This is a genomic window from Castellaniella sp. (genome assembly GCF_034675905.1).
Taxonomy (GTDB): domain Bacteria; phylum Pseudomonadota; class Gammaproteobacteria; order Burkholderiales; family Burkholderiaceae_B; genus Castellaniella.
In genome coordinates, this window is the sequence record NZ_JAUCCV010000007.1 from 74,859 (window position 1) to 97,751 (window position 22,893).

Below are 22,893 nucleotides of genomic sequence, written 5' to 3' on the forward strand. Positions count from 1 at the left end.
ATTATTCCCGACGCTCGCCCATCCTGGGCTTGCGTTTGCGCCGCGCCGCCACGGCGTCATACACAGCATCGGGCACCACGCGCAGCAAACGCCCCACCCAGGCCATGGGCCAGGGGATGACGCGATAACGGTCACGCGCCTCGATGGCGCGCACTGCCTGATCCGCGAAACGGTCCACCGGCATCAGAAAGGGCATACGGTAGGGGTTATGCGCCGTCATGGGGGTGGCGATGAAGCCCGGCGCCAGGGTCACTACCTGCACACCTGAACCGTACAGTTCCACCCGCAGACTTTCGCAGTAAGCCCGCACAGCGGCCTTGGATGCGCTATAGGCGCCGGCCCCCGGCAAGCCGCGCACGCCGGCCACGCTGCCGATGCCGACCAGAACGCCTTGGCGCCGCGCCCGCATGGCTGCGATGAACGGCTCGAACGTCGCCACCATCGCCAGCACATTGGTATCGAAAATAGCCTGAAAAACGGCAAAGTCCTCGGGGGCATCCGTCAGGGTGCCTGCGCTGATGCCGGCGCAGGCAATGACCCGATCCACGGGCCCGCCTGCCATGAAATCCCGCGCAGCGGCCTGCAAGGCGCTGCGGTCCCGGACATCCAGGGCGTACACCTGATGGCCCTGCCCCGGCAAGGCATCCGCCAGCGCCTGCAGGGCATCCTGGCGGCGGCCTACCAGCCCCAGCACAGCGCCCCAGGCGGCATAACGACGCGCCAGCGCTGCACCGATGCCACTGCTGGCGCCGGTAATGAACACCCGTGCAGGCGATGTCGCGCGGACGGGTGTTGAAGAGTCCCCCGACTCAAGGGGGGACCCGAGGTCTGCGGACGTCACGATTTCGTCCGCCATGCCGTATCAGCCGCGAATGGCTGCATGCATGGCTTGCAGGCCGTAGACCTTCAGGCCGCCGCCATGACGCAGGTACTGCAGGCCTTCGACGGCTGCACGCGCCCCAGCGATAGTGGTGAAGAACGTGACGCGGTTGGCCAGCGATTGCGTACGGATGATGCGCGAATCGGCGATGGCGTTACGACGTTCTTCCACCGTATTGATGACCATGGCGATTTCACCGTTCTTGAGCATGTCCACGATGTTGGGACGGCCTTCGGTGACCTTGTTGACGACCTCTACCGCCAAACCCGCGGCCTCGATCACGGCCGCGGTGCCGCGCGTGGCGATCAGCTGGAAGCCCATGCCCGCCAGGCCCCGGGCGACTTCGACGGCGCGGGGCTTGTCCTGGGCCCGCACGCTGATGAAGACCTTGCCGGATTCCGGCAGCCAGGCGCCTGCAGCGATCTGGGATTTGACGAAAGCTTCGCCAAAGGTCTCGCCCACGCCCATGACTTCGCCGGTGGACTTCATTTCCGGCCCCAGGATGGTATCCACCCCCGGGAACTTGATGAAGGGGAAGACGGCTTCCTTGACGCAGTAATACACCGGCGACGGGATGGACGACACGCCTTGCGCCGCCAGTGACCGGCCCGCCATGACGCGGGCGGCGATCTTGGCCAGCTGCGAGCCGGTGGCCTTGGACACATAAGGCACCGTGCGCGAGGCGCGCGGATTGACTTCCAGCACGTAGACATCGCCGTCCTGAATGGCGAACTGCACATTCATCAGGCCCTTGACGTTCAAGGCGCGCGCCATGAGCGCCGTCTGACGCTTGATTTCGTCCACGACGTCCGCCGACAGGGAATACGGCGGCAGGCTGCAGGCCGAATCACCCGAGTGCACGCCCGCCTGCTCGATGTGTTCCATGACGCCGCCGACCACAACCTGTTCGCCATCGGCCAGGCAGTCCACATCGACTTCGGTGGCATTGTTCAGGAAGTGGTCCAGCAGCACCGGAGAATCATTGCTGACCTTGACCGCTTCGCGCATATAGCGTTCCAGATCCTGCGGCTCGTGCACGATTTCCATGGCGCGGCCGCCCAGCACATAGCTGGGTCGCACCACCAGGGGATAGCCGATTTCCCCGGCCAGGGCCAGGGCTTCGCTTTCCGTGCGGGCCGTGCGGTTGGCCGGCTGGCGCAGGCCAAGCTTGGTCAGCAGTTTCTGGAAACGCTCGCGGTCTTCGGCGACGTCGATGGAATCCGGGCTGGTGCCGATGATGGGCACGCCGTTGGCTTCCAGGGCGCGGGCCAGCTTCAGCGGCGTCTGGCCGCCGTACTGCACGATGACGCCCGCCGGATTTTCCTTGTGGACGATTTCCAGCACGTCTTCCAGGGTCAGCGGTTCGAAATACAGGCGATCGGATGTGTCGTAGTCGGTCGACACGGTTTCAGGGTTGCAGTTGACCATGATGGTCTCGAAACCGTCTTCGCGCAGCGCCAGCGCGGCATGCACGCAGCAGTAGTCGAATTCGATGCCCTGGCCGATGCGGTTCGGTCCGCCGCCCAGCACGATGATCTTCTTGCGGTCGGTGGGCGCGGCCTCGTCTTCTTCCTCGTAGGTCGAATACATATAGGCCGTGGTCGTGGCGAATTCCGCCGCGCAGGTATCCACGCGCTTGTAGACCGGACGCACATTCATCTGATGGCGCAGCTTGCGCACTTCGGCTTCGGTCGTATCCAGCAGGAACGCCAGACGGCGGTCGGAAAAGCCGTAGCGCTTCAGCCGCCGCATGGTCTCGTCGTCCAGCTCGGACAGCGTGCGCTGTTCCAGCGCCAGTTCGACATCGACGATTTCCTTGATCTGCGCCAGGAACCAGGGATCGATCTTGGTCAGCTGATGGACTTCATCCAGGCTGAAGCCCTGGGCGAAGGCATCGCCCACATACCAGATGCGTTCCGGTCCCGGTTCGCCCAATTCGATCTGCAGGCGTTCGCGGTCAGTGGTTTTCTGGTTCAAGCCGTCCACACCGACTTCCAGGCCGCGCAACGCCTTCTGGAAGGCTTCCTGGAAAGTGCGGCCGATGGCCATGACCTCGCCCACCGCCTTCATCTGGGTGGTCAGACGGGAATCGGCCTGCGGGAATTTCTCGAAGGCGAAACGCGGGACCTTGACGACCACATAGTCCAGGGTGGGCTCGAAGGATGCAGGCGTCGCGCCGCCGGTGATTTCGTTGCGCAATTCATCCAGCGTGTAGCCCACGGCCAGGCGAGCAGCGATTTTCGCGATGGGAAAACCGGTGGCCTTGGACGCCAGCGCCGACGACCGCGACACGCGCGGGTTCATTTCGATGACGATCATGCGGCCATTGGCCGGATTGACGGCGAACTGCACGTTCGAACCGCCCGTATCCACGCCGATCTCGCGCAATACCGCGATCGAGGCGTTGCGCATGATCTGGTATTCCTTGTCGGTCAGCGTCTGCGCCGGGGCGACCGTGATCGAATCCCCCGTATGCACGCCCATGGGGTCCAGGTTTTCGATGGCGCACACAATGATGCAGTTGTCGGCGCTGTCGCGCACGACTTCCATCTCGAATTCCTTCCAGCCCAGCAAGGATTCCTCGATGAGCAATTCGTGCGTGGGGGATGCTTCCAGGCCGCGCCGGCAGATGGTTTCGAATTCCTCGGCGTTGTAGGCGATGCCCCCGCCCGTGCCGCCCAGCGTGAAGCTGGGACGAATGACGGCGGGAAAGCCCGAGCCGCCCAGTTCGGCGGCAATACGCTTTTGCACGACCCAGGCTTCATCCATGCTGTGGGCGACGCCGGATTTGGCGGATTCCAGACCGATGGAGGTCATGGCATCCTTGAATTTCAGGCGGTCTTCGGCTTTGTCGATGGCGGCCGCATTGGCGCCGATCAATTCGACCCCGTGCTTGGCCAGCACGCCATGGCGGTCGAGATCCAGGGCGCAGTTCAGCGCCGTCTGGCCGCCCATGGTGGGCAGAACGGCATCGGGCTTTTCGATCTCGATGATCTTTTCCAGCGCCTGCCAGGTGATGGGTTCGATGTAGGTGACGTCGGCCGTTTCCGGGTCCGTCATGATGGTGGCGGGGTTGCTGTTGACCAGAATGGTGCGAAAGCCATCGGCCTTCAGGGCCTTGCAGGCCTGTGCGCCGGAATAGTCGAATTCGCAGGCCTGACCGATGATGATCGGACCTGCCCCGATGATGAGAATGCTTTTAATGTCTGAACGCTTGGGCATGAGAGAACGGTATCGGTTATTTGGACGACTGGGCTTTGTGCTGGGCCATCAGATCGATGAACTTGTCGAACAGCACCAGGATGTCGTGGGGGCCGGGGCTGGCTTCCGGGTGACCCTGGAAGCAGAACACCGGCTTGTCGGTGAGCTCGAACCCCTGCAGCGTGCCATCGAACAGCGACACGTGCGTCACACGGGCATTGGCCGGCAGGCTGTCGCCGTCCACGGTGAAGCCATGATTTTGGCTGGTGATGAACACGCGCCCGCTGTCCAGGTCCTGCACCGGATGGTTGGCGCCATGGTGGCCGGTCTTCATCTTGATGGTGCGCCCGCCCAGGGTCAGGCCCAATACCTGCTGGCCCAGACAGATGCCAAACAGCGGAATGCCGCGTTCCAGCACTGCCTGACAGGTATCGACCGCATACTGGCAGGCGGCGGGGTCGCCCGGGCCATTGGACAGAAAGACGCCATCCGGGTTTTGCGCCAGGATGTCGGCGACCGGCGTGGTGGCAGGCACCAGCGTGATGCGGCAGCCCCGGTCCGCCAGCAGGCGCAGGATATTGGTCTTGATGCCGTAGTCATAGGCGATCACATGGTAGTCGGCCTTTTCCTGGCGGCTGAAGCCGCGCCCCAGCTGCCAGGTGCCCTGCACCCAGGCGCCGGACTGCGGCGTCGTGACCTTCAGGGCCAGGTCCTGGCCTTCCATGCCGCCAAAACCGCGAGCCAATTCGACTGCGCGTTCGACATCGTCACCCACCAGGATGCAGGCGCCCTGAGCGCCGCGTTCGCGCAGGATGCGGGTCAGCTTGCGGGTATCGATGCCTGAAATGGCGACGATGCCCTGGGATTTCAGGTATTCGGGCAGGGACTGCGTCGCCCGGAAATTCGAGACGCGGGCCGGGCAGTCGCGCACGACCAGGCCGGCGGCATGCACCCGGCTGGATTCGACGTCTTCGGCATTGACGCCGGTATTGCCGATATGAGGATAGGTCAGGGTGACGATCTGGCCGCTGTAGCTGGGGTCGGTCAGGATTTCCTGATAACCGGTCATGGCCGTGTTGAAGACGATCTCGGCGACTGAGGACCCATCGGCGCCTATAGAAACGCCTCGAAATACGGTACCGTCAGCCAAGGCGAGAATTGCTGGGACGAGTCCTGTGGACCCCTCGGGAAAGATTGACGGCAGCAAAATAATACCCCAGTTGTAAAGTCTACATATAAACCTTCCTATTATACAGTCTCATGCGGTTCGCTCGGCGCCCCCTCCAGGCCGCCGTGTGATGGAAATGGTCTACAGTAAGAGTTTTTCACCATTCCTATCAGAGAGTACCGCCTTCATGAGCCATCAACTCGATGCCCTGCGTGCGCTGACGACCGTCGTGGCCGACACGGGGGACTTTGAAACCATGCGGGCCTACCAGCCCACGGACGCCACCACCAATCCATCGCTGATCCTCAAGGCGGTGCAGCAGGACGCCTATCGGCCGCTGCTGGACCAGGTGCTGCATGACCACCCCGCTGCATCCCTGACAGAACAGGCCGACCGCCTGCTGGTGGCGTTCGGGCGGGAAATCCTGGCCATCGTGCCGGGCCGGGTCTCCACCGAGGTCGACGCCCGCCTGTCCTTCGATACGCAAGCCAGCATCGAGCGCGCACGGCAGATCATCGCCCTGTACGAAGCCGCCGGCATCGCCCGCGAACGCATCCTGATCAAGCTGGCGTCCACCTGGGAAGGCATCCAGGCCGCTCGGGTGCTGGAAACCGAAGGCATCCACTGCAACCTGACGCTGCTGTTTTCTCTGCCACAGGCCATCGCCTGCGCCCAGGCGCAAGTGACGCTGATCTCGCCCTTCGTAGGCCGCATCTACGACTGGTACAAAAAGGCGGCGGGCGTGGATTGGGACGAAGCGCAGAACGCGGGCGCCCAGGATCCCGGCGTGCAGTCGGTGGCCCGCATCTATCGCTATTTCAAGGCCTATGACATCCCGACGCAGATCATGGGGGCCAGCTTCCGCAATATCGGCCAGATCCGGGCCTTGGCGGGATGCGATCTGCTGACGATCAGCCCGGCATTGCTGGGTGAACTGAGCACATCCCACGCCCCCCTGCCTGCCGGCCTGACGGTAGCGGACGCCAAGGCGAATGCGCCGGAATGGCTGGCCAGCAACGAGGTCACGTTCCGCACGCAACTGAACCAGGACGCCATGGCCACCGAAAAACTGGCGGAAGGCATCCGGATATTCACAGTGGATGCGGCCAAGCTGGATGCTTTGCTGGGCCGGGCCGCCTGACACAGCGCCCCACCGCCACAACCTGACTCATGACTGAAAATCGGGGAATTTCCCCGATGTATTTTGACGTATAGCCCGGTATCCTAGAACCAGCTCGCGCTGCCCAATGTCTGGGCCACCCTTGATCGCGCGTCACTCCAGGAGACACGGATGACTTTTATACGCAAATTCTGCACGGCCATCGCCACGACGGCACTGCCGCTGTCCATGGCCATGGCCGCCCCGGCCGTCGTGATGGCGCCAGGCGGCGCCGGCGGCGGCTATGACGCCGCTGCGCGCGTGCCGCTGCAGGTCATGCAAGAAACCGGCATTTTCACCGATGGTTCGCAGGTCACCAACAAGGGCGGCGCGGGCGGCACCATCGGTCTGGCCGAATTCGTGCGCACGACCAAAGGCAACGACAACGGCATCATGTCCCTGGGTTCGATCATCGTCGGCGCCATCATCCTCAACAAATCCCCGGTCACGCTGGACGACGTCACGCCGCTGGTGCGCCTGACCGATGACGCAGGCGCCATCGCCGTGCCGGTGGACTCGCCCCTCAAGACCATCCAGGACGTCACCAAGGCGCTGGCTGCCAATCCGGGCGCGATGCCGATCGGCGGCGGCTCCATCGGCGGGGTCGACCACGTCACCGCAGCGTTGCTGGCCCAGACCATTCCCCTGGACCCGAAGAAACTCAATTACGTGGCCTATGACGGCGGCGCCGAAATGATCACGGCGCTGGCCGGCGGCCAGCTCAAAGTCGCCATCTCCGGCCTGTCCGAACTCGGCCCCTACGCCGAACAAGGCCGCCTGCGCCTGATCGCCGTCACCTCTGAAAAACGCCTGCCCAATCTCGACGTCCCCACCCTGAAAGAACAAGGCGTGGACGTGGTCATCGGCAACTGGCGCGGCATCGTGGGCGCGCCGGGCATGTCCGACAAGGGCAAGCAAATGTGGCTGGACCGCTTCGCCAAGATGCACGCCACGGATGCATGGAAAAAAGCCCTGGCCGACCACAACTGGACCGATGCCTACCTGGCTGGCAATGACTTCTCCGCGTTCCTGGACCAGGAAAAAGTCCGCCAGAAAAAGGTGCTTGAATCCGTCGGCCTGATCAAATAAGCATCATGGCACCCAAGACTTCGCGTCCCTGGTGGCTGGGGCTGGTCATCGTCGCCATCGGCCTGTTGTGGTTTTTCCAGGGGCGCAGTCTGCCGCAGCTGGGCGGCTATGCCGCGATTGGCCCCGGTTTCTTCGTCATCGTGATCGGGGGCTTGCTGGTGCTTCTGGGGGTCATCTTGCTCATCCAGATTGCACGCGGCGAGTCCTTCGAACCTCAGGATTCCGAAGACGCCGAGGCCAACGCCAAAGTGTCCTGGCCCGCGCTGCTCTGGGCCGCCAGCGGCGCCGCCGCCCCCCTGCTCACCATGCAACCGCTGGGCTTCCCCCTGACGGCCATGATCAGCTTCGCCTTGGTCACACGCGCCTTCGGCTCACGCCGCATCCTGATGGACGCGTGTATCGGCCTGGTGCTGGGCCTGCTCTGCTGGTACGGATTTTCTTCGCTAGGCGTCAGCCTCGGCCCTGTATTTCCCTTTCTGGGCGAGTGATTCATGGATTCATTTTCCGCATTGATGTCGGGCTTCAGCGTCGCGCTGGAGCCCATCAATCTGTTCTGGGCCTTTCTGGGTTCGATGCTGGGGACCGCCATGGGCGTGCTGCCCGGTATCGGCCCTGCCCTGACGATCGCCCTGCTGCTGCCGGTCACCGTGCAAATCGCCCCCACGGCTGCCTTCATCATGTTTGCCGGGGTGCTGTACGGCGCCATGTACGGTGGTTCCACTACCTCGATTCTGCTCAATACCCCCGGCGAAAGCGGTTCCATGATGACCGCGCTCGAGGGCAACAAAATGGCCAAGGCCGGGCGTGGCGCGGCGGCGCTAGCCACCGCCGCCATCGGCTCCTTCGTCGCCGGCACGCTGGCGACGCTGGGTATTACTTTTTTCGCGCCTCTGGTGGCTGAACTGGCCTTTGTCTTCACTGCCGCCGACTATTTCGCGCTGATGGTACTGTCCCTGATGTCGGTCTCGGTGGTGCTCGGCAGCTCTCGCGTGCGCGGCCTGATCGCCCTGCTGCTTGGTCTGGCGCTAGGTGTGGTCGGCATCGACGCGCAGACAGGTCAGGCGCGCCTGACCTTCGGTTCGTTCGAGCTGCTGGACGGCATCGAATTGACCGTCGTGCTGGTATCGCTGTTCGCGGTAGGCGAAGTCATGTACGTCGCCAGCCGCTACCGCAGCATGCCGCCGCAGATCAATCCCTTGTCGGGCAAGGCCTGGATGACCAAGGAAGACTGGCAGCGATCCTGGAAGCCCTGGCTGCGCGGTACGCTGTTTGGTTTTCCCATCGGCGCCTTGCCGACCGGTGGCACGGAAGTCCCGACGTTTCTGTCCTACATGACGGAACGCAAATTGTGCAAGAAACCCGATGAATTCGGCCACGGCGCCATCGAAGGCGTGGCCGGCCCCGAAGCCGCCAATAATGCGGCGGCAGCCGGCATTCTGGTGCCGCTGCTGACCCTGGGTCTGCCGACTTCCGCCACAGCTGCCGTGCTGCTGGCAGCCTTCCAAAGCTACGGGCTGCAGCCGGGGCCGTTCCTCTTCACCAACAGTCACGATCTGGTCTGGGCGATCATCGCGTCGCTGTATATCGGCAACGTCATGCTGCTGGTGCTGAACCTGCCGCTGGTGGGCATCTGGGTGCGTCTGCTGCTGATCCCCCGCCCCTATCTGTACGCCGGCATCCTGGTCTTTACCATGGTCGGCGTCTGGGGGCTGTCGACTTCCTGGATGGATCTGCTCATCATGTTCGTGATCGGGGTCACAGGCTATGTGATGCGGGTCTACGATTTTCCGATCGCTCCGCTGCTGATCGGCCTGATTCTGGGCCCGATGGCGGAAACACAGTTGCGGCGCTCTTTAGCCATCAATAACGGGGATCCGTCCGTGTTCATCACGAACCCCCTGTCGCTGACCTTCCTGGTTCTGGCGGTGCTGGTGCTGCTGGCGCCGATCCTGCTGCGCAAGATCAAGGCAGCGGCGGGATGAGGCCAGACGTAGAATAAAACAAGCACCCCGGCTCCACGGGGCGCCCGGTATTCATAGTGAGAAGCTGACATCTTGCGTTTGACACCCAGAAGTTGGCTTTGAGCTACGCGCAGACCCAGCGACTACGCCGTTAAAATCGCAGCTGAGTCTTCCTTAAACTGCACTACCGATCATGGAACTTCGACACCTGCGCTACTTTGTTGTCGTCGCTGAATACGGAAACGTGCGAGTTGCATCGAACCATCTGCATATCTCACAGCCTGCAGTCTCCCGCCAGATTCACGACTTGGAAACGGAGCTTGGCGTGCAGTTGTTTGATCGCACGACGAAAGGACTTCGCCTGACCAGGGCCGGCGAACAATACCTGTCCGAGACACGCCGCGCGCTGGCGATGATCGAGGCGGCGGGCAGATCAGCGCGGATGGTCATGGAGGGGCGATCAGGGCAGCTTAGCATTGGGCTGGTCGAGATTGCGGGGTGGGAAGGACTCGTGCCTTCTACCCTGGGCGAGTTTCGTAAATACTACGGTGACGTCGACCTGCACCTGCACCCCTTCACCACGCCAGAACAATTGCGAGCCATCGAAAACGGAACACTGGATGGCGGCTTCGTTTATGTATTCGACCCTCTGCCCGATGGCTTCGAATCAATACCCCTGCCCCCGCACGGCGTCGTGCTGGCGACGCCGAGGGATTGGCGTGGAGGAAAATCCACTAAGATCTCAATTCACAGTCTGACCACAGAGCCTTTCGTGGCCTTTCATCGGACGGTCTACCCCACCTATTACGACCGGCTGATCAACGCCTGTTCCCAAGCAGGGCTGACAATCCATATTGTCCAAGAGGTCGGCAGCGAAGCGGCAATACTATCCCTGGTATCCGCTGGCATTGGGGTCGCCATCGTCAATTCCTGCAACCGCTGGCGCGCTCCTTCACGTGTGAATTTCGTGGAACTCGAAGGTCTGTCGGTTCCCTTGCCTTTATCTTTTGCGTACTTCCGTTCGAATTCCAATCCCGCTCTCAGCCGCTTCGTGGAAACTCTGAAAAATGGGTTGGATCGAGGCGATTGATCATAAACAGCCTTTACCTCGGCTGACGGCACGGAACCTGGTAGCGTGCCATTTCCGATGCATGCAAGAACGCATATGAGGGCCAGGTACCCGAGGGGGGGGTGGCCGCTCACTGAGCGAGCTTACACAAAGCGCCAGGTGTAGCTGCCGGGATTGCCGGCAACTCGCTCTATGCGTCCGGCCGAACTGCTTGCAAAATGCGCGCTGAAGTACAGCGCCTGGTGTTCCGCGCTCCATTGAAGCACTTTGTGCCGGGAACCAACCGCACCTAGCTTATGTTCACAGAAAGTCGAGTTCCAGTGCGGATGGCTCACCTGGATGGGGTGGTGCATGGTATCGCCCCCAAACAGTGCATACATTCCATCCGACTCTAGAGCGATCACCGAATGGTCGGGACTATGTCCCGGCATGGATACGCAACGCAAACCATCTCCGAGGTCCATCGATCCGGCCTGATCGACAGTGCAGGCAAGCCCTGCATCAAGCACGGGTTGGACGCTGTCGCCATAGATCGTTTGACGCTTTGGATCATGTCGCCAGTGCTCAAGACCCTGCTCGGAAAAGACATAGCGCGCGTTAGGAAACATTGGCTTCCATTCGATGCCGTCGTGATAGGTGTTCCAACCGACATGGTCAATGTGCAGATGCGTCATCAACACCATGTCCACCTTCAGTCTATCTACTCCCGTCGAAGCAAGGTGTTCTGCAAAGTCCGTATGCAGATGGTCGAAGAATGGACTGCCATCGCGGTCCCTGTCATTACCAATCCCCGTGTCAACGACGATCAGTCTATTTGGCATGCGTACGATCCAACTATGAATGGAGAGCGTCAGTTTGTCGGGAAGGTCAACGGTTGAGAGCTCTTCCTGGTGATCCGGAAACAGCTTGGAGGGTGGAAGGTCGATGAGTTGTTCAGTGACTCGAAAAATTTCGGCATTACCGACGAAATAATGTTGCGAGGTAATCATTTGTCTTGATAGGCCATGTGGAGAAGCATGGCCAGTATCCTGCGGGCCCACATGCATTACAAATACTTTTGCATGGGGGACGTGATGCCATACAGGCATCAATCACACGCGCGCACTCCATCACCCCTGACTGCAATACTGCTCAAGCCATTGCACATGATTGAACAGCATCGCCAGTGCCAAGTTAGTCGCAGATCAGGTCTTGTCCGTCGCGCCTGGCCCCGGCTGCCAGACCAGCAGGCGGCGTTCCGCCAGTGACACGGCGCCATCCAGCAGCAGGGCGAAAATCGTCAGGACCACAATGCCGGCAAAGACCGTATTGACATCCAACGTGCCTTCGGCCTGCAGGATCAGATAGCCGACGCCGGCGGCGGACCCCAAATACTCACCCACCACGGCGCCGACAAACGCCAGGCCCACGGAGGTGTGCAGACTGGAAAACACCCAGCTGGTCGCCGAGGGAATGTACACGTGGCGCAGCAATTGACGCTGGGAGGCGCCCAGCATGCGGGCATTGTCCAATAGCGTGGGCGAGACTTCGCGCACGCCCCGATAAACGTTGAAAAAGACGATAAAGAACACCAACGTGACCGCCAGAGCGACCTTGGACCAGATCCCCAGGCCGAACCACATGCCGAAGATCGGCGCCAGAATGACGCGCGGCATGGAATTGGCGGCGGTGACGTAAGGTTCCAGCAAGGCGCTGGCCGTGCGCGACAACCCCAGCCACAGACCAAAGCCCAGGCCGCCGATCGTGCCGATGAAAAATGCCAGCACGGTCTCGGACAAGGTGATCCACAGATGGCGGTAGATGCTGGCGTCGGTGACGAACCAGACCCAGATGGCCTGGGCGACCTCGATGGGCCGGCCAAAGAAAAAAGCGACGTTGCGATTCTGCGAAGCCCAATGCCAGATAAGCAGGATGAGCACCAGCAAGGTGATCTGCAGCAATCGCAGGACAGGTCTGGGCAGTTCGGAATTCATGATGAGAGCAAGCTCCTGTTCAAGCCCTGGGCGGATGCGCCTGCAGGGCCGAGGAAATCGATGGGGTCAGGCCTTTTTCTGCCGTTCGTAGCCCTTCAGGACTTCATCGCGCAGCACCGCCCAGATACCCTGATGCAGCTCGATGAAGCGAGGGTCCATGCGGACTTCAGCGACATCACGGGGGCGAGGAATGTCGATGATGAATTCCCCGATCGGGTGCGTATCAGGCCCTGCGGACAGCACCACGACCCGATCACTCATGGCGATGGCTTCATCCAGATCATGGGTGATGAACAGCACCGCTTTGCGACGCGCCATCCACAGATCCAGGACCTCGTTTTCCATCAACTGGCGCGTCTGGATATCCAGCGCCGAAAAGGGCTCATCCATCAAGATGATGTCCGGGTCACGGATCAGGGTCTGGGCCAGCATGGTGCGTTTGCGCATGCCCCCGGACATCTGGTGAGGATAGCGGTTCTCGAAACCGCCCAGCCCCACGCGGCGCATCCAGTCACGGCCCTGCGCAGTGGCGTCTGCGCCGGACACGCCGGCGAATTCCAGCCCCGCCGTGACGTTGGCCAGCGCACTGCGCCAAGGCATCAGTGCATCGCCCTGGAACATGTAGCCGGCACGGTGATTGATGCCCTGCAGCGGTTCGCCAAAGACGCTGACTGAACCGGACGTCGGATGCAACAGGCCGGCCGCCATGTTCAAGAGAGTGGATTTGCCGCAACCCGTGGGTCCGACGACCGAGACGAACTCGCCAGGCGCCACTGCCAAGGTGGCATCCCGCATGGCCGTATAGGCCGAACCGTCAGGAGACGTGAAAGTACAGGTCACCCGGTCGAGCAGCAAAGCGGGCGGCTGCCCGGCCGGCACGGTCTTGTTCTGCGAATCAGCCATGCGGATATTTCTGGTCGGCCTTGATGGCGAACTGGTTGGTCCAGATGCGGGAGATATCGATCTTGGTGCGATCGAAATTCGGCACGAATTCAGCCAAGGCATTCAAAGCCGTCTGCGGGCCGTCTTCGGGCACCAGACCATCGGGTGACAAGGCTTCCCGGTTGCCTTTCAGGGCCAGCTTGTAGAGTTCAGGATCCCCCAGCAGGTAGGATTCCGGCACCAGCTTGGCAATGTCATCAGGCGTGGCTGCCTGAATCCATTTGTCGGCCCGCACCATGGCATTGGCCAAAGCCTGAGTGGTGTTGGGATTGGCATCGATGAAGGCCTGCGAGGTGTACAGGCAGCCGGACGGCATGTTGCCGCCGAAAATCTGCCGGGCGTCTTTCAGCGTGCGCGTATCGGCTACGACCTGGAGCGCGTCTTCTTTCACCAGGGTGCTGATGACGGGATCCAGGTTGGCGATGGCATCGATCTGCCCGGTGCGCAGCGCCGTCACCGCCCCTGCGCCGGCGCCCACACCGATATAGGCGACGTCGGTCGGCTTGAGCCCATGCTGCGCCAGAAAGAAGCTGGCCATCATATTGGTCGAGGACCCCGGCGCCGTCACGCCGATTTTCTTGCCTTTCAGATCGGCGGGCGATTTGTAATCGGGCATGGTCTTTTTGGAGACCCCCAGCACGATCATCGGCGCTCTGCCCTGCAGAACGAAGCAACGGTAGAACTGACCCTTGGACTGCAGATTGATGGTGTGCTCAAAGGCGCCGGACACGACGTCCGCGCTGCCGCCGACCACCGCCTGCAGCGCCTTGGACCCGCCGGCGAAATCGGCGATCGTGGCGTCCAGGCCTTCTTCCTTGAAGTAGCCCTTCAGGTGCGCGACTGACAGCGGCAGGTAATAGATCAGGGGCTGGCCGCCCACCGCGATGGTCAATGATGATTTTTCCAAGGCGGCCGCCTGCGCACGCGCCAGGCCGGGTATGGCACCCAGCAAACCTGCCGCACCAGCGGTTTTCAGCAATTCACGACGAGAAATCGACATGGTCCTGTCTCCGTTATTTGTATTGACGCTGAGTCAGCATGATAACGCGGATAAGACCGGATACAGAGACGGCGGCACACCGCAATGCAATCTGCAGCCTGAGGCAGGCCGCCGCTTAGCGGCGCTCCATCAAGGCCCAGGCAATCGTGCCGGCATCGACGTATTCCAATTCGCCGCCGCTGGGCACGCCTCGGGCCAGCCGTGTCACCGTCAAGCCTCGGTCGCGCAGCATATCCGACAGGTAATACGCCGTGGTTTCCCCTTCGGCGGTGAAATTGGTCGCCAGGATGACTTCGCGCACCTGTCCGTCGGTGGCGCGCGCCAGCAGGCGGGCGAACTGCACCTGGTCCGGGCCGACGCCTTCCAGCGGCGCCAGCCGCCCCATCAGGACGTAATACAGGCCCTGGTAGCCATGGCTGGCCTCGATCATGTTCTGATCGGCAGGCGTTTCGACCACGCACAGCAGCGAGGCGTCACGATCTGCATTCTGGCAGGTGACGCACAAGGGGGTCTGCGTAAAGGAATTGCAACGTTCGCAATGACACAGGCCGTTCACTGCATCACATAAGGCCCCGCCCAGCTTCAGTGCCCCGTCGGGGTCATTCTGCAGCAGGTGGTAGGCCATGCGCCGCGCCGTACGCACACCCACGCCCGGCAAGCCGCGCAGCGCATCGATCAATGCCTGCAGGGGTTCGGGCTCGGGCAGACCCGCTGCCATCTCAGAACGGCAGTTTCATGCCGGCCGGCAGGGACATGCCCGCCGTGACCGCCGACATCTTTTCCTGGGCGGTGGCTTCGGCCCTGCGCTGGGCATCATTGAAGGCGGCCGCCACCAGATCTTCGATCATGTCGCGATCATCGTCGAACAGCGAGGGATCAATGACCACGCGCTTGACGTCGTACTTGCAGCTCATGGTGACTTTCACCAGGCCGCCGCCCGCCGCGCCTTCCACGATCAATTCGGCCAGAGCGTCCTGGGCCTTTTTCATGTTTTCCTGCATTTGCTGGGCCTGACGCATCAAACCGGCAATCTGACCTTTCATCATGGCGATGTCCTGATTGGGTAAAGAGGGGAAAAGAAAACAGGGACTATACCGCAGGCGGACGAACCGACCCGGGGACGACCCGGGCGGCAAACTGCCCGACCAGCGTCTGCACCAGATCATCGCTGTCCGCCGCCTGTTCGGCAGCCTGCTGACGTTGGGCGCGGGTGGCCTGATCCACTGCAGCGGCCGTATCGTCACCCGTATCGCCGTACTCGATATCCAGACGCAGCACCCGGCCGAAGTATTCCGACAACACCGTACGCAAGCGATCATGGGCGCCGCCTTCGATCAGAGTATGGATCGCCACCCGCAGGCGCACCCGATGCTCGTCGCCGCTCAGCCATTCACTATTCAGGGCCAAGGCCCGAGCCGCGCCTGTGACAGGCAGATCCGCCGCCAATGCGGGCCAATCCGACGCCGCCAGACGGTCGGGATCGGGGATGGAGACGGCGTCAGGCGCGACAGCAGCGCCTGGCAGATCCGCCAGCCGCACGGGCAGGTCTTCGTCCTCTAGCACCAGAGCATCATCTGCCGGCGCCCCGTCGAAATCATCGGGTACATCCGCCGTCCAGTCCTGGCTGGCAGACGCTGCGTCGTCCGCATCCAAAGGGATGTCCGTATCGGCGGCATGCGTGTCGGGCGCTGCCGGTGGCGGGACCGGTGCACCAGCCTGTACCGCCACTGGCGCAGACGGTTCCACTGGCGCGGCATCCGGCGGCGGCGCTGGAGAGTCCGGTGTGATGGCCTCCCAGGCCGGCGGTTCATCGGCCGGGGGCGCAACGACGACGGCCTGCGCGCGGGGAGCCGCCTGGGCATCGGTGCGGACCGGTTCAATCACCGGTTCAGGTGCTGAGACAGGCGGATCCAGGCGCACCGGAGGGACGCGATCCGGCGGCAGCAGCGCCAGCATGCGCAAGCAGGCCATGACAAACCCGGCGTACTCGTCCGGCGCCAGCGCCAGTTCCTGGCGGCTATGGACGGCGACGGCATAGAACAATTGCAGATCGTCCGGCCCCAAGCTGGCCGCCAAGGCCTGGACATCATCGGCCAGGGGGTCGTCCGCCTGGGCATGCCCCAGGCGCTGGGCGATGGCCACCCGCGACAGCAGCACGGCCAGATCCGCCAGCGCGGCCTGGAACGACAGGCCGCGAGAGGCCAATTCATCCGCCACGGCCAGCACGCCCGCTGCATCGACCGCCGCCAAAGCCCGCAGCAACGCCACCAGGTGATGCTGATCCAGCGTCCCCAGCATCTCGCCGACAGCCGCAGCCGTCAGATTGCCCGCCGCATAGGAAATGGCCTGATCCGTCAGGGACAGGGCATCGCGCATGGAACCCGCCGCCGCCTGGGCGATCAGGCGCAGGCCCTGGGCTTCAGCCGGGATGGATTCCTGGACCAGGATATGCTGCAGATGTTCGACGATGGCCGGCACGGTCATCTGCTTGAGATTGAACTGCAGGCAGCGCGACAGCACCGTGACCGGGATCTTTTGCGGATCGGTGGTCGCCAGGATGAACTTGACGTGTTCCGGGGGTTCTTCCAGGGTCTTCAGCATGGCGTTGAAGGCATGCCCCGTCAGCATGTGGACTTCGTCGATCATGTAGACCTTGTAGCGGCCGGACGACGGGGCATACACCGCCTGTTCCAGCAGCTGGGTCATTTCGTCCACGCCCCGGTTCGAGGCCGCATCGAGTTCAATGTAATCGACGTAACGCCCGGCATCGATTTCCGTGCAGGCCTGGCAATGGCCGCAAGGGGTGGCCGTAATGCCATCGGCGCAATTCAGGGATTTCGCCAGGATGCGCGACAAGGTGGTCTTGCCCACCCCCCGGGTACCGGTGAACAGCCAGGCATGATGCAGGCGGCCGGATGACAGGGCATTGCTGAGCGCCCGGACCACGTGGTCCTGACCGATCAAGGTGTCGAAGGAACGGGGGCGCCATTTGCGCGCCAGAACGAGATAGCTCATGAGTCGGCCGCCGCCCGGAAGAGACAAAAGGAAAGGCGAGCCTGACTTCGGCACTGGTTCTGCACGGCTGTGGCTGCTTCGTTCCCGACCTGACCAGGTTCACCGCCGAACCATGCGAAGGGGCCCGCCTTGTGAATTCTAACAGACCTCAGGCGCTTCGCGCCTGCAAGGCTGCCACGGCAGGCAGCGTCTTGCCTTCCAGGAATTCCAGGAAGGCTCCGCCACCGGTGGAAATGTAGCCGATGCGGTCCGCAATGCCATATTTGGCGATGGCCGCCAGCGTATCGCCGCCGCCTGCAATAGAAAAGCCATCCGATTCGGCGATCGCCTGGGACACGACCTGCGTGCCGTGGGCAAAGGCATCGAATTCGAACACGCCGACCGGGCCATTCCAGACGATCGTGCCGGCCTGACGCAGTTGCTGCGCCAGCTGCGCCGCCGTCTGCGGGCCGATATCCAGGATCAGATCGTCGGGCGCCACGTCGGCAGCGGCCTTGACGGTGGCGGGCGCATCCGCAGCGAACGTCTTTGCCACCACCACGTCCACCGGAATCGGCACCTGCACGCCCCGCGCCTGCATGGATTTCATGACGGCAGCGGCCTGATCCGCCTGATCGGGTTCAGCCAGGGACTTGCCGATGGGCAGGCCGGCGGCCAACATGAAGGTATTGGCGATACCGCCGCCCACGATCAGTTGATCGACTTTGTCGGCCAAGGCCTGCAGGATGGACAGTTTGGTAGAGACTTTCGATCCGCCCACAATCGCCACCATCGGGCGGCGCGGCGCTTCCAGGGCACGGCCCAGGGCGTCCAGCTCGGCGGCCAGCAAGGGGCCGGCGCACGCCACCGGGGCGAAACGCGCCATGCCTTCGGTCGTAGCCTCGGCGCGGTGCGCCGTGCCAAAGGCGTCGTTGACGTATACGTCGCACAAGGCCGCCATGCGGCGGGCCAGATCCGGGTCGTTTTTCTTTTCGCCGGGATTGCAGCGACAGTTTTCCAGCAGCACGACTTCGCCCGCCGCCAGATCGACGCCGTCCACCCAGTCGCGCACCAGCCGCACCGGGCGGCCCAGCAATTCAGCCAGACGGTCCGCCACCGGCTGCAAGGTATCGTCTGGGCCGACGACGCCTTCTTTGGGACGCCCCAGGTGAGACGTCACCATGACGGACGCCCCGGCATCCAGCGCCAGGCGGATGGCCGGCGCCGAAGCCCGCACGCGGGTGTCTTCGGTGATTTTCCCCTGATCCAGGGGCACATTCAGATCGGAACGGATGAACACGCGCTTGCCCGCCAGGGCGCCAGCCTGCGCCAGGCCGGAAAGAGTCTGTATCGACATGGAGATGCCTTGTGCAATGCGGGACCCCTTTGCGCGGCCTTCAAGCCCGGTGCAGCAGAAACCCCTGAAACGAATGAAAAGGGCGGGTCGCCCCGCCCTGCCGTTCCATCCGGGTCAGCCTGAACACGCTGTCGGACGGAACACACCTGGAACCACCGGGTTTACTTGGCCGCCATCAGCGCCACGGTGGTATCGAGCATGCGGTTCGAGAACCCCCACTCGTTGTCATACCAGGACGAGACCTTAACCAGCGAGCCGGAGACCTTGGTCAATGCCGCATCCACAGTGCTGGACAGCGGGCTGTGATTGAAGTCGACCGACACCAGCGGTTCGGTGGTGTAGGCCAGAATGCCCTTCAGGGGGCCTTCGGCAGCGGCCTTGAGGATGCCGTTGACTTCGTCCACCGTGGTGGCACGGGCGGACACGAAGGACAGATCGACGATGGACACATTGATCGTCGGGACGCGGATCGAATAGCCATCGAGCTTGCCGTTCAGTTCGGGCAGCACCAGGCCGACCGCAGACGCCGCACCGGTCTTGGTGGGAATCATGCTGTGCGTGGCCGAACGCGCGCGGCGCAGATCGGAGTGATAGACGTCGGTCAGGACCTGGTCATTGGTATAGGCATGCACCGTGGTCATCAGACCGTTGAGCACACCCAGTTGCTGATGCAGGGGGTACACCAGCGGCGCCAGGCAGTTGGTGGTGCACGAGGCGTTGGAGATCACCGTGTCAGATGCCTTCAGCACCTGGTGATTGACGCCGTACACGATGGTCGCGTCCACGTCCTTGCCGCCGGGGGCGGAGATGATGACCTTTTTCGCGCCGCCCTTCAGGTGGGCGGATGCTTTTTCCTTGCTGGTGAAAAAGCCCGTGCATTCCAGCACCACGTCTACGCCCAGTTCACCCCAGGGCAGCTTGGCGGGGTCGCGGTCGGCCAGCACACGGATACGATCGCCATTGATCACCATGAAATCGCCATCGACCTCGACCGTGCCGGGGAAACGGCCATGCGCCGTGTCATAGCGGGTCAGGTGGGCATTGGTGTCGGGGTTGCCCAGGTCATTGACGGCGACGATCTGGATATCGTGTTTTTTCCCGTCTTCGTAGTGGGCACGCAGAATATTGCGGCCAATACGACCGTAACCATTGATTGCAACACGGATGGTCATGAAGGATCTCCTTTACAAAAGCTGCTCGACCGTGGCCGCCACATGATCGGCCGTGAGGTTGAAATGTTTGAACAACACACCGGCCGGAGCCGATTCCCCAAAAGTGTCGATGCCGACAACAGACCCGGTCGTACCGACGTATTTGTACCAAGTGGCCGTCCCGCCCGCCTCGACGGCGACGCGCGGCAGGCCGGCGGGCAACACAGCGCCGCGCCAATCCGCATCCTGCGCATCGAACACCTGCGTGCAGGGCATGGACACCACCCGGGTGGCGATGCCGCGGGCGGCCAGGCTGTCCTGGGCCTGCAAGGCCAGTTCGACCTCGGACCCGGTGGCGATGATGACGGCGCAAGCGCCCACCATGTCACGCAACACATAACCGCCGCGCGCAATCGCATCCGTGGTGGCCGCATCGCGAGCGACAAAGGGCAGATTCTGGCGCGACAACAGCAGCGCCGACGGCCCGCCGTCATGCACGGCCATGCCGATGCTGGCCGGACGCGCCAGCGCAGCCTGCCAGGCCACGGCGGTTTCCGTCGTATCGCAAGGCCGCCAGACATGCAGATTGGGGATCAGGCGCAGACTGCCGGCATGTTCGACGGACTGGTGCGTAGGACCGTCTTCGCCCAGACCGATGGAGTCGTGCGTGAACACGTGCACCACGCGCTGTTTCATCAGTGCAGCCATGCGCAAGGCATTGCGCGAATAGTCGGAGAACGTCAGGAAGGTGCCGCCAAACGGCAGGTAGCCGCCGTGCAGCGCCATGCCGTTCATGACGGCCGCCATGCCGAATTCGCGCACACCATAATTGATGTGACGCCCGCCCTGCAGGCCGTTGGCGCTGGGGCGCACCGGTGTGACGCCCTTCCAGTCGGTGAAGTTCGACCCGGTCAGGTCGGCCGAGCCGCCCAACAGTTCAGGCAGGATGTCGGCAAAAGCGGCAATGGCCTGCTGCGATGCCTTGCGCGAAGCGATGGATTCAGCCTTGTCCTGTGTGGATTGCACATAGGCGCGCGCGCGTTCGGTGAAATCGACCGGCAATTCACCGGCCATGCGGCGGCACAATTGCGCGGCCAGTTCCGGGTAGGTCTCGGCATAGTGATCGAAGCGCACCTGCCAATCGGATTGCTGCTGGGCGCCGCGTTCACGGCCATTCCAGTAAGCGTAGACTTCGCGCGGAATATCAAAAGGCGGGTGATTCCAGCCCATGGCTTTGCGGGCGGCGGCGATTTCATCGGCGCCCAACGGCGCGCCGTGGACTTTTTCGCTGCCGGCCTTGGTGGGCGCGCCGCGCCCGATCACCGTGCGGCAGCAGATCAGGGTAGGACCGCGCCCGGCGGCGGCATGGGCGCGCGCCTGGACGATGGCCGCATCCAGAGCATTCATGTCATGGCCATCGACGCCGCGCAGCACGTTCCAGCCGTAGGCCTCGAAACGGGCCGGGGTGTCGTCGGCGAACCAGTTCTGTACCTGGCCGTCGATGGAAATGCCGTTGTCGTCGTAGAACACGATCAGGCGCGACAGGCCCAGCGTGCCCGCCAGCGAGCAGGCTTCGTGCGAGATGCCTTCCATCAGGCACCCGTCGCCCGCAAACACATAGGTGTCGTGGTCGATGATGTCGTGGCCGGGGCGATTGAATTCCTGCGCCAGCAGCGCCTGGGCCAAGGCCATGCCGACCCCGTTGGCCAAGCCCTGGCCCAGCGGCCCGGTCGTGGTTTCCACCCCCGGCGTGATGCCGACTTCGGGGTGACCCGGCGTGCGCGAATGCAGCTGGCGGAAATTGCGCAATTCGTCGATGGGCAGGTCGTAGCCGCTGAGATGCAGCAGCGCATAGAGCAGCATCGAGCCATGCCCATTGGACAGCACAAAGCGGTCGCGATCGATCCAGGCCGGATCGGACGGGTTGTGGCGCAGGTGGCGCGTCCACAGCACATGGGCGATATCGGCCATGCCCATGGGGGCCCCGGGGTGTCCGGAATTGGCTTGTTGGACGGCGTCCATGGCCAGCACGCGGATCGCGTTGGCCATGGCAGGGTCGGGGGCGGGCAAAGCGCTCATAGGGTCTTGGGGGCGAACCAGGCAGCCACTGCTGCACGCTTCGCCTTTTTCAGGATGACAAAGCTATGAATTTTACCACCCTGCCCACTCCGGTTTATAGTCCGTGCATTCACGCAGCAGGGATATGCCTCGCTTATGCCGACCGCCCGTTTCTTCTGTCCGACACCGCTGCAGGCCGATTGCCGGATGACTTTGCCCGAATCCCTGGCGCACCACGCCCTGCGGGTGCTGCGTCTGCCCGCAGGGACTGCCGTCACACTGTTCGACGGACAAGGCGGCCAATACCCCGCCGTGCTGCAAATCCAGGGACGCACGGCGTTGGCCGACGTCGGCCGCCACGAAGCCGTCGAATCCGAGCTACGCGGCCATCTGACCCTGATACAGGGCATCGCCTCGGGCGACAAAATGGACTGGGTGGTGGAAAAGGCGGTGGAACTGGGCGTCAGCACCCTGATCCCCATCGCTGCCGAGCGCAGCGTTCTGCGCCTGAGCGGCCCGCGCCTGGAAAAGCGCCTGGCGCACTGGCGGGCGATCGTGCAGGCGGCCAGCGAACAAAGCGGGCGTAACCGCCTGATGCAGGTGCTGGACCCGGCGCCTTTACGGGATTACCTAGAAAAACTGACCGGCCTCAGCCTGTTCTGCCATCCCGACGGCGAAGCAGATTTTGCGCAGGCCCTGCACCACACGAGCGACCGCCTGAATGTGCTGGTGGGCCCGGAAGGCGGCTGGACTCCCGATGAACTGGACCTGGCCAGCCGCCACGGACTGCAAGGCGTGCGCTTCGGACCACGGATATTGCGCACGGAAACGGCCGGGCTGGCCATGGCGGCAGCAGCAACCGCCTTGCTGGGCTGGTAAAAGCCGCCCAGC

The 22,893-nt window shown here is 62.9% G+C and carries 19 protein-coding genes and 1 other RNA gene; 6 read left to right on the forward strand and 14 right to left on the reverse strand.

The window, feature by feature from the left end; genetic code table 11:
• Position 1: 1 nt before the first annotated feature.
• The 3 genes from VDP79_RS08025 to carA are packed head-to-tail and all read right to left on the reverse strand — an operon-like array spanning position 2 to position 5,288.
• Positions 2–856 carry an SDR family oxidoreductase gene (locus tag VDP79_RS08025; protein ID WP_323017691.1) on the reverse strand — a complete coding sequence of 285 codons (855 nt, stop codon included), beginning with the start codon at positions 854–856 and terminating at the stop codon, positions 2–4.
• Positions 857–862: 6 nt separating this feature from the next.
• A complete protein-coding gene (carB, locus tag VDP79_RS08030) occupies positions 863–4,102 on the reverse strand; it encodes a carbamoyl-phosphate synthase large subunit (RefSeq protein ID WP_323017692.1) in 3,240 nt (1,079 codons plus the stop codon).
• Between the two features lie 16 nt (positions 4,103–4,118).
• On the reverse strand, positions 4,119–5,288 hold the full coding sequence (gene carA / locus VDP79_RS08035) for a glutamine-hydrolyzing carbamoyl-phosphate synthase small subunit (RefSeq protein ID WP_416233075.1): 1,170 nt from the start codon (positions 5,286–5,288) through the stop codon (positions 4,119–4,121).
• Between the two features lie 148 nt (positions 5,289–5,436).
• Here carA and tal point away from each other — a divergent pair, with 148 nt between their 5' ends.
• From tal to VDP79_RS08060, 5 genes are all read left to right on the forward strand, one after another.
• Positions 5,437–6,390 carry a transaldolase gene (gene tal / locus VDP79_RS08040; protein WP_323017694.1) on the forward strand — a complete coding sequence of 318 codons (954 nt, stop codon included), beginning with the start codon at positions 5,437–5,439 and terminating at the stop codon, positions 6,388–6,390.
• 150 nt (positions 6,391–6,540) lie between these two features.
• On the forward strand, positions 6,541–7,497 hold the full coding sequence (locus VDP79_RS08045) for a tripartite tricarboxylate transporter substrate binding protein (RefSeq protein WP_323017695.1): 957 nt from the start codon (positions 6,541–6,543) through the stop codon (positions 7,495–7,497).
• A gap of 5 nt (positions 7,498–7,502) precedes the next feature.
• A complete protein-coding gene (locus VDP79_RS08050; RefSeq protein ID WP_323017696.1) occupies positions 7,503–7,985 on the forward strand; it encodes a tripartite tricarboxylate transporter TctB family protein in 483 nt (160 codons plus the stop codon).
• Positions 7,986–7,988: 3 nt separating this feature from the next.
• Positions 7,989–9,479: a tripartite tricarboxylate transporter permease gene (locus tag VDP79_RS08055; protein ID WP_323017697.1), complete on the forward strand. Its 1,491-nt coding sequence runs from the start codon at positions 7,989–7,991 to the stop codon at positions 9,477–9,479.
• A gap of 172 nt (positions 9,480–9,651) precedes the next feature.
• Positions 9,652–10,548, forward strand: a complete 897-nt coding sequence (locus VDP79_RS08060; RefSeq protein WP_323017698.1) for a LysR family transcriptional regulator — start codon at positions 9,652–9,654, stop codon at positions 10,546–10,548.
• Positions 10,549–10,670: 122 nt separating this feature from the next.
• On the opposite strand, the gene VDP79_RS08065 is transcribed toward VDP79_RS08060, so the two are convergent.
• The 11 genes from VDP79_RS08065 to tkt form a co-directional block, all read right to left on the reverse strand.
• Positions 10,671–11,516: an MBL fold metallo-hydrolase gene (locus VDP79_RS08065; RefSeq protein ID WP_323017699.1), complete on the reverse strand. Its 846-nt coding sequence runs from the start codon at positions 11,514–11,516 to the stop codon at positions 10,671–10,673.
• A gap of 195 nt (positions 11,517–11,711) precedes the next feature.
• Complete coding sequence (locus VDP79_RS08070; protein ID WP_323017700.1) at positions 11,712–12,500, reverse strand: ABC transporter permease; 789 nt, start codon at positions 12,498–12,500, stop codon at positions 11,712–11,714.
• Between the two features lie 66 nt (positions 12,501–12,566).
• Positions 12,567–13,403, reverse strand: coding sequence for an ABC transporter ATP-binding protein (locus VDP79_RS08075; RefSeq protein ID WP_323017701.1), 837 nt, complete (start codon positions 13,401–13,403; stop codon positions 12,567–12,569).
• Complete coding sequence (locus tag VDP79_RS08080) at positions 13,396–14,442, reverse strand: ABC transporter substrate-binding protein (protein WP_323017702.1); 1,047 nt, start codon at positions 14,440–14,442, stop codon at positions 13,396–13,398. Before VDP79_RS08080 ends, VDP79_RS08075 begins: the two co-directional genes overlap by 8 nt.
• A gap of 115 nt (positions 14,443–14,557) precedes the next feature.
• Positions 14,558–15,160, reverse strand: coding sequence for a recombination mediator RecR (recR, locus tag VDP79_RS08085; protein ID WP_323017703.1), 603 nt, complete (start codon positions 15,158–15,160; stop codon positions 14,558–14,560).
• A 1-nt stretch (position 15,161) separates the two neighbouring features.
• Positions 15,162–15,488 carry a YbaB/EbfC family nucleoid-associated protein gene (locus tag VDP79_RS08090; RefSeq protein ID WP_323017704.1) on the reverse strand — a complete coding sequence of 109 codons (327 nt, stop codon included), beginning with the start codon at positions 15,486–15,488 and terminating at the stop codon, positions 15,162–15,164.
• A 43-nt stretch (positions 15,489–15,531) separates the two neighbouring features.
• Positions 15,532–17,457, reverse strand: coding sequence for a DNA polymerase III subunit gamma/tau (dnaX, locus tag VDP79_RS08095; RefSeq protein ID WP_323017705.1), 1,926 nt, complete (start codon positions 17,455–17,457; stop codon positions 15,532–15,534).
• 31 nt (positions 17,458–17,488) lie between these two features.
• Positions 17,489–17,586: signal recognition particle sRNA small type (ffs, locus tag VDP79_RS08100), an RNA gene on the reverse strand.
• Between the two features lie 19 nt (positions 17,587–17,605).
• Entirely contained in the window at positions 17,606–18,793 is a 1,188-nt protein-coding gene (locus tag VDP79_RS08105) for a phosphoglycerate kinase (protein ID WP_323017706.1), read from the reverse strand.
• 161 nt (positions 18,794–18,954) lie between these two features.
• Positions 18,955–19,965, reverse strand: a complete 1,011-nt coding sequence (gene gap, locus VDP79_RS08110; RefSeq protein WP_323017707.1) for a type I glyceraldehyde-3-phosphate dehydrogenase — start codon at positions 19,963–19,965, stop codon at positions 18,955–18,957.
• A gap of 12 nt (positions 19,966–19,977) precedes the next feature.
• Entirely contained in the window at positions 19,978–22,023 is a 2,046-nt protein-coding gene (gene tkt / locus VDP79_RS08115; RefSeq protein ID WP_323017708.1) for a transketolase, read from the reverse strand.
• A gap of 135 nt (positions 22,024–22,158) precedes the next feature.
• Here tkt and VDP79_RS08120 point away from each other — a divergent pair, with 135 nt between their 5' ends.
• Positions 22,159–22,881: a 16S rRNA (uracil(1498)-N(3))-methyltransferase gene (locus tag VDP79_RS08120; RefSeq protein WP_323017709.1), complete on the forward strand. Its 723-nt coding sequence runs from the start codon at positions 22,159–22,161 to the stop codon at positions 22,879–22,881.
• Positions 22,882–22,893: the final 12 nt, after the last annotated feature.

Bases quoted from the DNA above. Each gene is read 5' to 3' on its own strand.
- VDP79_RS08075 (WP_323017701.1), bottom strand. From the start codon at position 13,403: ATGGCTGATTCGCAGAACAAGACCGTGCCGGCCGGGCAGCCGCCCGCT.
- VDP79_RS08080 (WP_323017702.1), bottom strand. From the start codon at position 14,442: ATGTCGATTTCTCGTCGTGAATTGCTGAAAACCGCTGGTGCGGCAGGT.
- recR (WP_323017703.1), bottom strand. From the start codon at position 15,160: ATGGCAGCGGGTCTGCCCGAGCCCGAACCCCTGCAGGCATTGATCGAT.
- VDP79_RS08025 (WP_323017691.1), bottom strand. From the start codon at position 856: ATGGCGGACGAAATCGTGACGTCCGCAGACCTCGGGTCCCCCCTTGAG.
- VDP79_RS08060 (WP_323017698.1), top strand. From the start codon at position 9,652: ATGGAACTTCGACACCTGCGCTACTTTGTTGTCGTCGCTGAATACGGA.
- VDP79_RS08105 (WP_323017706.1), bottom strand. From the start codon at position 18,793: ATGTCGATACAGACTCTTTCCGGCCTGGCGCAGGCTGGCGCCCTGGCG.
- tkt (WP_323017708.1), bottom strand. From the start codon at position 22,023: ATGAGCGCTTTGCCCGCCCCCGACCCTGCCATGGCCAACGCGATCCGC.
- VDP79_RS08120 (WP_323017709.1), top strand. From the start codon at position 22,159: ATGCCGACCGCCCGTTTCTTCTGTCCGACACCGCTGCAGGCCGATTGC.
- carB (WP_323017692.1), bottom strand. From the start codon at position 4,102: ATGCCCAAGCGTTCAGACATTAAAAGCATTCTCATCATCGGGGCAGGT.
- VDP79_RS08090 (WP_323017704.1), bottom strand. From the start codon at position 15,488: ATGATGAAAGGTCAGATTGCCGGTTTGATGCGTCAGGCCCAGCAAATG.
- VDP79_RS08065 (WP_323017699.1), bottom strand. From the start codon at position 11,516: ATGATTACCTCGCAACATTATTTCGTCGGTAATGCCGAAATTTTTCGA.
- VDP79_RS08050 (WP_323017696.1), top strand. From the start codon at position 7,503: ATGGCACCCAAGACTTCGCGTCCCTGGTGGCTGGGGCTGGTCATCGTC.
- VDP79_RS08070 (WP_323017700.1), bottom strand. From the start codon at position 12,500: ATGAATTCCGAACTGCCCAGACCTGTCCTGCGATTGCTGCAGATCACC.
- VDP79_RS08045 (WP_323017695.1), top strand. From the start codon at position 6,541: ATGACTTTTATACGCAAATTCTGCACGGCCATCGCCACGACGGCACTG.
- gap (WP_323017707.1), bottom strand. From the start codon at position 19,965: ATGACCATCCGTGTTGCAATCAATGGTTACGGTCGTATTGGCCGCAAT.
- VDP79_RS08055 (WP_323017697.1), top strand. From the start codon at position 7,989: ATGGATTCATTTTCCGCATTGATGTCGGGCTTCAGCGTCGCGCTGGAG.
- tal (WP_323017694.1), top strand. From the start codon at position 5,437: ATGAGCCATCAACTCGATGCCCTGCGTGCGCTGACGACCGTCGTGGCC.
- dnaX (WP_323017705.1), bottom strand. From the start codon at position 17,457: ATGAGCTATCTCGTTCTGGCGCGCAAATGGCGCCCCCGTTCCTTCGAC.